The sequence below is a fragment of the Xenorhabdus griffiniae genome, assembly GCF_001028135.1.
GTDB lineage: Bacteria > Pseudomonadota > Gammaproteobacteria > Enterobacterales > Enterobacteriaceae > Xenorhabdus > Xenorhabdus bakwenae.
Genome location: NZ_LDNM01000126.1, coordinates 1 through 11,822 on the forward strand (window position 1 = coordinate 1; position 11,822 = coordinate 11,822).

An 11,822-nucleotide genomic window follows, 5' to 3' on the forward strand; every position below is an offset into this window, starting at 1 on the left:
TAGAAGATCAGGTTGTTCATCTGTAAAATTAACAGACAGAAATAAACACATAATATAACTATAAATGGAAATGATATAAAATCAACGGAGATTTTATTTTAAGGGATTAATATTTCACATTAATATTTAGATGAGAAATTAAAATAATCATCTCGATGAATATTATTGACAATAAACGAAGAAATTAAGTGATTATATCCTAAAGTTATATATAAAAAACACGCAATTAAGGAGTAATTCATGGAAAGTTTAGATAGTATAACGCTCTCTCCGCCAACATTTCCGCAGGCACATGGAACCGATACTATTAACATACACGATCTGAGTATAATGGGTACTGAATATATATTAATGGAAGTGCCAAGATATGATGATGCTAAGACTGGCGATGAAATAGAGGGATATCTTTATTTAAGTGATGATAATAGCGTGGTTATAAAAAGTAGACCATACACTGTTGCACCAGATAAATTACATACATCCCCATATACATTACTATTTACTGTGGATGAATTTTCTAAATTTGGCACCTATCAAGCTAAGTATAAAGTAATAAGTCATGGCAATGAACGTGAATCACCAACGGTAAACATTAAATTTATATCCTTTGATTCATCTAAATTATCTGACTATATTCCCAGTGTACCAGAAGCCACAGGTAAACAAGGAACCCTGCTGACAAAAGATGACTATTATCGGCTAGATAAGTTGGAAGTCATTGTGCCGGTTTATGAGGGAATGGCTCCTGGACATGCTGTTAAGATCTTATGGAAAGGACGTCGTAGTGATATTACATATGAACCAGAAACTCAAATAGTAACTGAAGTCATACCGATGACATTCTATATTCCTCGTATGGAGTTTATTGACACTATTGGCGATACTGCTACGTTGTATTTTTCAGTAACAAGAACATCTGGTAGTGATGCTGTTGAGTACTCAGGAGATTTACAGCTTGAAATTGAAGGGCAAGCACTTAATTTACCTGCACCTAACCTTGAATATAATGATGATTCTATTCAAGTTATAATACGTTATCCTGGTATGAGATCAAATCAAACAGTAAACATCCGGTTGGTAGGTCAGACAATGTGGCAAACTAACTATCAAGTACTTGACAATATAGAACGGATAGCAATAGATATCCCTTCTGATTGGGTACAAGAAAATAGCGGAAAACTGGTTCTAATTGATTACGCTGTAGGTGATATATATGGAAACAGAGATAATTTCTCTCATATATTAAGACGAGTTTTATAATGTATTCATATAAAATATAAAGAATCATTTTGATCTCTAACAAACCTCGTTTAAATTAACGAGGTTTTTTTCTTATTTCTAGGTCACATATTCAATCCGTTGATTGATTTAACTGTAGTATTCCCTTTTAATAAAAGGCCCGATGACTTTGTCATGCATCTCAGGGGATTTTGAGTAGCCGAGTGTTTTACGGTTCAATCGTTTAATCCTGTTACGAAGTGTCAGATTTTCACGTTCGATACGTTGCGTGAAATTTTTCCCGATGAGCTGAATGTTGGTGGCCAGCATCGGCTTTACCGTATTTTTTGACGAATTCGGTTTGTTGACAAAATCGACATTTTACTTCAACCGTCGCCATTTAATTCCTCCGGAAAAGGGGAATTATATACTAATATCAACGGGTTGAATACGTGACCCAAATAGTTAAAGATGATGTTTAATGTTTAATCAAAACCATCGTTATTTCAAGTGATTGCGTTATTAAAAATAGTTATCACATGATAACTATTTTTAATAACGCAAAAACAAAATATGCAACTAATATCATATTAGAAGTGGGATTGAGTTATTTCATGGGTAAGTATGGGCATAACTATAAAGCTGAGTTAATATCAAAATTTATAAGGTGTTTGTATATGTTATCATATATTGGTAAGGGCATTATCTTCTTCCTTTTTCTTTGTACATTAGTGATACCCTATACGATAACGAACTCCTTTGCAGATAATCATCTAAAATCTGAAAAAATATACACGCAAAAAGCAGATGACAAGGATAATATAAATGTTCAACTTAATGAATTAAGTAAAGAAAAATTGAATTTAAACATTCATAAAAAAAATAGAGTTAAAAATAACGATCACTCCGCTGATTTTAATACTCCAAGTGTCATTGCTAAAAACATCCAGATGGCAGGCAATATCCTGTCATCTTCACCTTCAGAACTGGCAGAGCAAGCCAAATCCTACGCGATAGGGCAGTTTAATAACACGATATCTTCCAGCACACAAAAATGGTTATCACAGTTTGGTACTGTCAGAATTAATTTTGGACTGGATAAAAAGGGAACGCTAAAAAACAATTCGTTCGATCTGTTACTGCCGTTTTATGATAATAAAGCGGATTGGTTGTTCTTTTCCCAATTGGGTTATCGCAACAAAGATAGCCGGGATACCCTGAATGTTGGGTTAGGCGGGCGTTATTTTTATCAGAACTGGATGTACGGCCTGAATACCTTTTATGATTACGACCTGACAGGCAAAAATCAGCGTCTTGGGTTGGGTGGAGAAATTTGGGGCGATTACATTAAACTTTCCGCTAATACCTATTATCGTTTAACTGATTGGCAGAATTCACGGAATTTTGTCGGTTATTATGAACGTCCTGCCAACGGTTATGACGTTAATGGCGAGTTTTTCTTACCTGTATACCCCAATCTGGGAGCCAAACTGACCTATGAGCAGTATTTTGGCGATAACGTGACTTTATTCAATCGTGACATGAAACAGAAAAACCTTAACTTGGCTAAATTAGGGCTGACTTACACGCCATTTCCGTTATTTACTTTGGGGGTAGATTATAAACAAGGGGGAAGTGGGCACAGCGAAACGCAGTTTTTGGCGAATTTTAACTATAAGCTGGGAGTTCCCTTGAGTGTGCAGTTATTGTCAGAAAATGTGGCGGCGGCGAGAAAATTAGCGGGTAGCCGTTATGACCTGGTAGAAAGAAATAATCATATTGTGCTTGAGCACCAGAAAAAGCCGATTGCCCAATTGTCGTTACCGGAAACGATTATCGGATACAGTCAGGAGCAGCACGAGATTACCGTCAAATTATCTTCTGATGCCTTTGTTAAGCAGATTCATTGGACAACGAACCCGGATTTTGAAAAAAACGGGGGAAAACTCTCTTCCCGCGTCGGTCACACCATAAAAATCACCCTGCCAACCTATTTATCCGGCGATAACCAAAATAACAATTATCCTATCTATACCCTGGCTGAATTGGACGATGATTTAAAATCAGCGCCGGTTGCGATGCGCGTGATTGTCAGGCCCTTTATGCTGAAAAAACAGGAAGGGGCTTACTTTACCCCCGCGGGGCCATTGCCTGCGACGGGGGATAAAAAAGATGGTTATACGTTTAACCCTGTGATTACCTTTGATACCGTCAATGGCGCACCGATAAAAAATGCCACGATTAACCACGTTCAGTGGAAAACCGATCCTAAAACCGGGCCGGATACGGGGTTGCAATGGATTGACTGGGAAACATCGGACTCTGTGGCACTTGATGAAAATGGGCATTTCAAACGAAAACCGATCTTAGTGAGTACTCGGCCACATAAAGATGTCAAAGTGTACCTGCAACTGAATAGCCAGCCGCCACTGTTAGTGGGCGAGGTCAGCTTTGATGAAAATCCAGCCAGTTTCCACATCAATAAAGTTGAGGTTTCACCGCCAGTACCGTTACAGATAGCTAATGGTTCCCAGACATACACCTACAGCGCTGTGGTATTAGATAGTGATAACAATCCGGTGATAAACCAGAAAATCGCCAATGTGAATTGGAGTAAGGACAAGAACCAGAATGGGCTTATCTGGAATCCATCAAATGGTGAAGTCACAACGGATGGGGAAGGGAAATTAACGGCAACCCTGGCCAGTTCAGTGGAAATAAAAAATATCACGGTTTCGCTCGCTATTGGTAACCACAAACCTGTGGCAGCAGAAAAACCCGTCTCTTTTACTGCAGATACATCGAAATATCATATTGATAGCAGTATTGTGAGTGTAGACCAAACTGGCTCTTTGATTGCGAACGGCAAAAAGTCCTATACCTATACGGCTGTCATCATTGATAGCCAGGGGAATAAAGTGAAGAACCAAAAAATCACCAATGTGAAGTGGAGCATTATGCGCAATGGTCAGGATGAAAGTCATAATAAGAATCTTATTTTTAATCATAGTGGGGATACAACGAACGGGGAGGGGCAATTAACGGCAACGTTAGCCAGTACAGTGGAAATCAAGGATGTCACGGTTTCACTGTCCATTGAAGACCAACAGCCTGTTTCTGCACAACCTCCGGTAACCTTTACTGAGGATAGCCAATATTATAAGGTTAAAGGGGATATTTGGATCAGTCCGTCAGGGACAGTCACGGCAGATAGTCACCAAAAATATACCTATATGGCGACAATCATAGGTATTGATGGTAACCCCATTGTCAAGAAAAACATTTCGAATGCGACGTGGAAGATAGAGCATCCCGCCAACATGTCTGAACTCAAGCTGGATCAATCAGATAAGACAACCGATGACAAAGGACAATTAACGGCAACCTTAACCAGTACCAAGGCAGTCAATGGGGTGGTCGTTTCACTCACGGTGGGAAAACACCCTTCGATTCTGGCAAAGCAGGGAGTAGATTTTAAACCGGAACAGGTGTCAATAACACCGACACCACAAAGCCCAATATTGGTGGGTAAAAATTATACCCTGACCGTTAACGTCAAGGATGCGACGGGTAACAATGCGGAGCCTAATAAGCAAGTTCACTGGATCCTAAAAAACCCCAATCAGGCAGGGGTAACACTGAATCCAACAATCAGTACCACTCAGGGTGATGGGAGTGCTTCCACAACATTGACCAGTACGCAGGCTCAAACAGTGACGGTAGAGGCTGCTGCCGAAGGCGTTGAAACAGCGAAGTCAGTGGATGTGGAATTCAAATGGCCAACCATTCAGAAACCCTCTGTTGCCGAAAAAACCAACACAGTTCCTGCGGATGGGCAACACGCTTATCACTATACTGCCCATGTAGTTGATATTGATGGCACAACACCTTATACAGAGCAAGAGATTAAATTTAAGTGGCAGTTAAAATCACAGGCAGGTGGTGTTCCGCAAAATACCTGGCTATCAGAGACAGGGGAAGTGACTACTCAAGCTGATGGTACATTGAAAGTTCAACTGCTGAGCAGCGAGAAAAATCCGGTAGTAGCAGGTGCCATCGTGTGTCTTGTCGTTGTTGATGAAAAGTCTGTTGAGATCTCTGAAACAGAACAATGTGCTGAGCCTGTGGATTTTGAAGCGGAAAATTTAAAGATAGTCAGCCTTGATGTTGCGTTTGACCCTAGCCATCCCATAGAGGGGGGGAGTGGTGGATATTATACCTATACGGCGAAAGTGGTTAAGGCTGATGGTACAGCACTACCCAATGGATATCAGGTAGATGCTAAATGGATTCTGGATCCTGAACCTGAAACCTATAACGGTCAGGCTGAATGGAAAATTGAACCTGATAATATAGTCAAAAATGGTCAAATTACGGCTAACCTAAGCAGTCAGGTGGGTATTGGTGATATTAATAATGGGAAAGTTACTGACGGCCTGACTGTAAAATTAGAAGTACCGGCAGGAAGGGGGAAAACGACGTCTAGTCCGGAAAATCAACAAGTTGCTTTTGATGTAGTATCGCAACCCGCGGGAGTTGCTGTCTATACCAAAGAAGTTGATAATGTAACAATTAAGAAGAGTAAAATATTTGAAGATCAACGCAGACCTAGTAATACATTTGGAAATATGTACGCACAATTGTATGACTTGTCGATAAAGAAAAAGATTCTGGATAAAGGAGGAGAAATAATTTCTACCGAAGGCTTTGGTGGTGGTATTAATAACGTTGGGCCTATAGATCTGACTACAGGAGAGATATCTCTGGGCACTATCAATAAGGTTAAGGTGGATACGTCTATAACGATTAAAAGAACCAATAAGGCTAAATATGCTTATAACTATTCTTTTTTTATTAAAAAATACATACAGCCTAGCACTAGGCACCCAGGAGTTATGAAACAGGATAGTGAGCAGGAGGAGATTTCATGTCAGGATCCAGATATACCAACTTTGCGTAATATTAATGAAATTGATATAGGTATCAAAGGAACTGACAGTTACTCCTTGCAAAATGAATTTGCAGACAGCTATTCTTGGGGGCTTCTTGATGATGTTACATCACCACCTCCGGTGACTCCAAACATCTTTGGGCGATATTCGAATAACAATCAGAACTATAGCGGAAATTTTATCTATAATACCAAAGAAAACAAACAGGTGATTGATAGTAATGATCTCCAGGGTTATGTGCTTTGTGTTGATAGTTATTTCCATTAATAACGTAAAGATGTAGGGTTTTTTGTTATATTCTAAAAATATTTTCCATATTAATGCTGGGATATTTTCAGATAACAGTATCTTCGATGCCCTGTAAATATATGTGGCCGCAATGTGCAGTTGCTGCTCGGTTATCTTCTTTTTAATTGTCTTTTTTTGTTTTGCATTGTTTAAAATGTAATTCCTCTTTTTGTATTGGCATTAAATAATTCCATGAAGAAAAGAATTTTAATTTAAATATTTCCTTGGTCAATATAATTTGATTATCAGCTGATAACTATTTTTCATTATCTAAATTTTGACTGATTGCTTAATCTGTTTGCGGTTATTATTCGCTTGTTAAGCATAAAACAATACGCTTAATTAAAATTACTCAATTAAACTAATTTTAGTTGATATTGTCAGTTGTCTTAGTGTTTTGTTGAAATAATAACTCAATATAATAATTTTAATTAATGAGGTATCAAAATGAAAATTGAAGAAGACTTTATGGTAAAAGTTACCCCTCAGAAGGATTACTCTGTTACTGCAACAATACCTGATCAGTCTGATATTATTGTGGGGCAAACTAGCCATATAAAAATAATTGTATCAGGAGTGCTAAACAAAATAAGAAATATTAAACATGTAACAATTGAACTTGATCCAAGTATAGCTGGTTTAGTTACATGGAAGACAGAAGAACAATGGGAGTCAGGAGGTAGTGATGGAAATACAATGATCCGTTTGACGGTTGATAAAAAACTAAATGAACTACAGCATAAGGAGATTATTTATACTGTTAATCTTTGGGCTGACGAGAAAAAGACTCAAGCAGTATCGAATTACACACCGCAGAAATTCACATATAATGTAAAGAGAGTTGATCGTGATACTGTTATTGTATTAAATACTGATAATGAATATATTCAACCTCCGACAGAGGATAACCCGGTAGGAACAGGAAAGGAATATATTATATACTCTGGTTTACTTATTGATAATAAAAAAAAGATCCTTAAAAACACCCAAGTTATAGTCGTATCTTCATTATCGAATCAAATATATTCTGACAATCCGGATCAGACTCTTGTTAATATAGGAACAGTGCCAGATAGTAGTAACCCTACACCTGAACCAATATCAACTAGTAGAGGCAATGGAATAGACTATTTTGTTATTAATAGTGATGATGGTGGTAATATAAAATTTAGTGTATATCCCCAAAAAAATATAGCTGGCAGGATTGATTTTAAAACAGGAATATTAGGTGCAACTACTTTGAGTTATGCTGCATCTGTATATATCTTTAGTAACACGAATACGAGTGATGATCCACTTGGCCCAATATCACCAAATATATATAATGTAGATCAACTTGGAAAACTTCAAAAAATTCCAGGCTCTAAAGGTATGCAGGTCGGAATTTCTCCGTATATTGGACATCAAAAGACGGATGCTTTGATATTTTTTATGCAAGGGTATGAATCAAACGATGAAGCAATTCAACTGAAACCTATATATAAACTTGATAATATAGACAGTCTGGATGGAAATCCTTTTAATTTTACATATGACCAACTACCATTTGATAAGCCTATGCAGCTTTATTACCTGATAGCTCCTGCTAGTAAGGATTCTCTTTATTCCATGTCATCAAACTTTATGTATGTTGGTGAGCTATCCGGTGGTGATGATAACAATGGTGATGATGGGGTTTATACATCCGTTGAGGTATACTCCAGTTATTCACCATCACCGTTTGATCTCAAAAATAAACATGATAATGATCGTATGTATGACAATCGTCTGGTCACTCTAGATACGATAAATCAATATGTAAAAGAAAATAGTACTATAACAAAAACTGATCCAGTTGGTTTGTATGTCGTGATAAAAATAGCTAAAGATATGACTGAGTATGCGAAGGGACTTCCTATGTTAAACTCTATTTGTACTTTAACGATTAATATCAATTCTGCCACAAGACAGGAGAATAAATCTTATCCACCAATCACACTGACAGATAATACTAATTACTATCAAGTTGTGAAGATTCCATATTGTGATTTAACTCGTGCTCAGGGGTGGGAAGACGGTATGCTGGCAAAACTGTCGTTTGTCTACTCAATCAAATACGAAGGAGCAACAACGAAAAGCAAAGAATGGAAAGCTACAATAGGCACGGCAAATACGGGTTTTGATATAAATGATGATGGTTGTCCCTGCGACGATAAGGGCAATTAAAAAGTAAACTATCTCAATATATACTGATCAAAAACATTAATTTAACAGAGATATCTACATTATCCATTCATATAGATGATGTAGATATTATCTTTATTTAAAATATCAAGGTAGATAATAATGAGTATAATAAATAATATAGAATTAATAGATAATTCATGTGCATTTGGTGAACTTTGCGCATCTATACCAAACGGAGCTGATGTTATTATTGGACAAACCTGTTACTTAACCGTATCACTTACTGCTGATTCAAATTTGATTTCTAGTATTGATAGCATTTCAATCGAGGCTGACAAAAGTTATCTGACTGTAGAGAATAAGAATAATTGGATGGTATCAGAAAATAAAAATTTTGGCAGTGCTGTAATTTTATTAAATATAAACAATAACCTGTCATCAGATACATTAATTAAATATACAGTCCATGCAATGTCAAGTACTGGTTATATTAATGGAATTAAACCATTGGAAATAGAGTATACAACTAAGAGAGTGGATCCGACAAGCCTTATTGCATTAACTACTAATAATGAATATATTGAACCACCAACAGAAGATAACCCTGTTGGTACTGGGAGTTCATATGTTACATATTCAGGAAAATTATTAGATTGTAATAATAATCCATTAAGGAATACACAAGTTTTGGTATCATCTGAGCATCCAGATAAAATTTTTTCTCATGATAAAAGCAAGACACCTGTGCATATAGGTACAGAACCAAAAAATGGGGAACTGTCACAAAAAATCATGACACACAGTCAGAGTAGTTTTGATTTTTTTGCTGTTAATAGTGATATTCATGGAAATATAAAATTTCGCGTTTATCCAGTACGGGATACTTCGGTCAGAATTGATTTTGATACTCAAATATTGAATGTGACTCCTGTTAATTATGCAGCATCTATATATGTTTTTAATGCTATACGTAGTTCATCATTTGGTCCAAATGCCCCTAGAATATCAGGAATACAAAATGGAAAGGTTGAAAAAATACCAGGCGCTAAAGGCATAGAGGTACATGTAGCTTCTTATCCTGATGGTAAGGATACAGATTCTTTAATATTTTTTATGCAAGGATTTAATCAAAATGACAAACCAATTCAACTTAAGCCTATATATAGGATTGATAACATAACCAGTCTAGATACAATCCCTTTTTACTTTACATATGACCAGTTACCACTTAATAAACCAATGAAACTTTATTATTTGGTTGCCCCTGAAAATCAAGAGTACAGTTATTCTATGACAGAAATGTTCACATATATTGGTGAACAAAATTCCCCTTCCAACGAAGAGGTCTACGATAAAGTCAAAGTATATACCAGCCACGCAACACCTCCTATTGATGTGTATAGTGAAGAAAATGAAACTTTTGAATGGCATGGTATCATCTTGAGCATGATAAATCGTAATAAAAAATCTGGTCAAAGCGCTAAGGGGGTGACAGGGCTATATGTGGTGATTATGGGAACTAATGATCAAAATAATAAAAATCTACCACAACTTGGTAGCAAGGGATATTTGAATGTCTATATTAAAACACCAACATCCAGAAATACGCATAAAAGTTATCAGTTCTCGTTACTACCTACTGTTGATTCGGGAAAACAAACAGACCATGCTGTAGTTAATATCCCATACTGTGACATTAACCGAGCTGGACCTTCATTCTCCAAAGGGTTAGGGACACTCTCTTTTGATTATTATATCGAAAATAGTGATGGTTCTAAAACATATAGCAAAAAATGGACTACCAAAATTAATACCGTCTTACCAAATCAGGCTAATGATAATAATGATGGATGTGATCCTTTATAAAATATCTGTCAATTATTATATCTTGACAAGATAAAAATATTAAAATAAGGGGATGATATGAAAAATAATTTATTAATAGATGAAGAATCTATATCAATATATTTTGAAAAAGAATTTTTCCAAGTGCTAGACTATGATAATGCTCCACCTCATGGTGATTGTATTAAGGCGGTTGCATTAATCAGAGATAAAGAAGGAAAGCCATTACCAAATGTTTCTGTTGATATTCTTGAAAAAGATAATGCTTATTTTGAGTTGGTTGGTATTTATCATTCCGATAAAGAAAAACCTGTCAAAATTAAAAAATTTTCTTCTGATCAGAAATACTTTTCTATTACTTCCGATAAAAATGGAAATTTGGTCTTTTATATTTACCCTAAAAAATCAACATCAGTAATATTTCAAGTTTATTCTATGATGGTGGGTGTAACAGATCGTATGTCTTCAAAAAATAAAGTGTATATTATAGATAACAATAAAGAAGACTTGAATCTTTCTCCACTTGGTATAGGCGAAGATAATGGCAGCTTACAGGTAGACCCTAACTTGAATACCTTTAACGTTTTAATCCCAAATTATCCTGACGCCAAGAGAGATGACACAATACTATTTTTTATTAACAAGCAATATGTGAAAAAATCATTTCTTGTTCAAAAGGTGGATGAATTAGGCAATGATAGTTATATGACATTCCCTTATAATATATTTAAGGTGAATGAGATTGCTGATTTTTCTTATACTGTTGTAGACAACTTTGGGTCAGCACGATCTTCATATCCACAAGGCATAACATATCCTGGAGGAGGATATAATCAACCAATTGATGATTTAACAAGAATATATGATAGTTGTATAGTTTATAATAGTTATGGTTATAATGATGACAAAAATATTGTCCGTGATTCAATTCATGAAAAAGATATAGATAATAAATGCAATAATCCATACCATGAAGCATTATTCGTTAAGATGGTCGGAACGAGTGATTATAAAGATAAGACTAAAGTTCCACTTGGTGCTGAGGTTACATTAAACTTATATATTAATAATTATCCCAATACCATTTACCAATCTAAAGTAAGGGCAATGCCAACTCAACCAGATAATAATGGCAATACAGTACCATTACTGTTTGGTATTCCTTTTAGCAATGTTAGCCATATAGAAAATGGGGATATTTATCTTGATTTTCAAGTTAATTATTATGGAGATATTTCTTATGGCAAGATCTGGCGAGCCAATGTTTATACAGTACGGCCGGGAGGAGAAGTTGCCGGGGATGATTGCCCTGACGGTAAAACCTGGATTGATATAAGTTAACTTCATTATTTT

At 36.1% G+C, this 11,822-nt stretch carries 6 protein-coding genes and 1 pseudogene; 5 read left to right on the top strand and 2 right to left on the bottom strand.

Going from position 1 to position 11,822, the window contains the following annotated elements:
- Window positions 1-240: 240 nt before the first annotated feature.
- Window positions 241-1,260, top strand: a complete 1,020-nt coding sequence (locus tag AAY47_RS18340; RefSeq protein ID WP_047771714.1) for a hypothetical protein — start codon at window positions 241-243, stop codon at window positions 1,258-1,260.
- Between the two features lie 108 nt (window positions 1,261-1,368).
- On the opposite strand, the pseudogene AAY47_RS18345 reads toward AAY47_RS18340, so the two are convergent.
- Window positions 1,369-1,533, bottom strand: a pseudogene (locus AAY47_RS18345) (IS1 family transposase); the annotation flags it as partial.
- A complete protein-coding gene (locus AAY47_RS23370) occupies window positions 1,490-1,618 on the bottom strand; it encodes an IS1 family transposase (protein WP_152669841.1) in 129 nt (42 codons plus the stop codon). The gene AAY47_RS23370 and the pseudogene AAY47_RS18345, both read right to left, overlap by 44 nt.
- Window positions 1,619-1,895: 277 nt before the next feature.
- Between AAY47_RS23370 and AAY47_RS20145 the strand changes: the two genes are divergently transcribed.
- The 4 genes from AAY47_RS20145 (at window position 1,896) to AAY47_RS18365 (ending at window position 11,810) form a co-directional block, all read left to right on the top strand.
- Window positions 1,896-6,437 carry an inverse autotransporter beta domain-containing protein gene (locus AAY47_RS20145; protein ID WP_053014347.1) on the top strand — a complete coding sequence of 1,514 codons (4,542 nt, stop codon included), beginning with the start codon at window positions 1,896-1,898 and terminating at the stop codon, window positions 6,435-6,437.
- A 468-nt stretch (window positions 6,438-6,905) separates the two neighbouring features.
- Entirely contained in the window at window positions 6,906-8,663 is a 1,758-nt protein-coding gene (locus AAY47_RS18355; protein WP_047771715.1) for a hypothetical protein, read from the top strand.
- A 120-nt stretch (window positions 8,664-8,783) separates the two neighbouring features.
- Window positions 8,784-10,490, top strand: a complete 1,707-nt coding sequence (locus AAY47_RS18360) for a hypothetical protein (RefSeq protein WP_047771716.1) — start codon at window positions 8,784-8,786, stop codon at window positions 10,488-10,490.
- Between the two features lie 57 nt (window positions 10,491-10,547).
- Window positions 10,548-11,810, top strand: coding sequence for a hypothetical protein (locus AAY47_RS18365; RefSeq protein ID WP_047771717.1), 1,263 nt, complete (start codon window positions 10,548-10,550; stop codon window positions 11,808-11,810).
- Window positions 11,811-11,822: the final 12 nt, after the last annotated feature.

What these genes read in the sequence shown, in the direction of transcription:
- AAY47_RS18340 (WP_047771714.1), top strand. Translation starts at nt 241, where the DNA reads ATGGAAAGTTTAGATAGTATAACGCTCTCTCCGCCAACATTTCCGCAG.
- AAY47_RS23370 (WP_152669841.1), bottom strand. Translation starts at nt 1,618, where the DNA reads ATGGCGACGGTTGAAGTAAAATGTCGATTTTGTCAACAAACCGAATTC.
- AAY47_RS18360 (WP_047771716.1), top strand. Translation starts at nt 8,784, where the DNA reads ATGAGTATAATAAATAATATAGAATTAATAGATAATTCATGTGCATTT.
- AAY47_RS18365 (WP_047771717.1), top strand. Translation starts at nt 10,548, where the DNA reads ATGAAAAATAATTTATTAATAGATGAAGAATCTATATCAATATATTTT.
- AAY47_RS20145 (WP_053014347.1), top strand. Translation starts at nt 1,896, where the DNA reads ATGTTATCATATATTGGTAAGGGCATTATCTTCTTCCTTTTTCTTTGT.
- AAY47_RS18355 (WP_047771715.1), top strand. Translation starts at nt 6,906, where the DNA reads ATGAAAATTGAAGAAGACTTTATGGTAAAAGTTACCCCTCAGAAGGAT.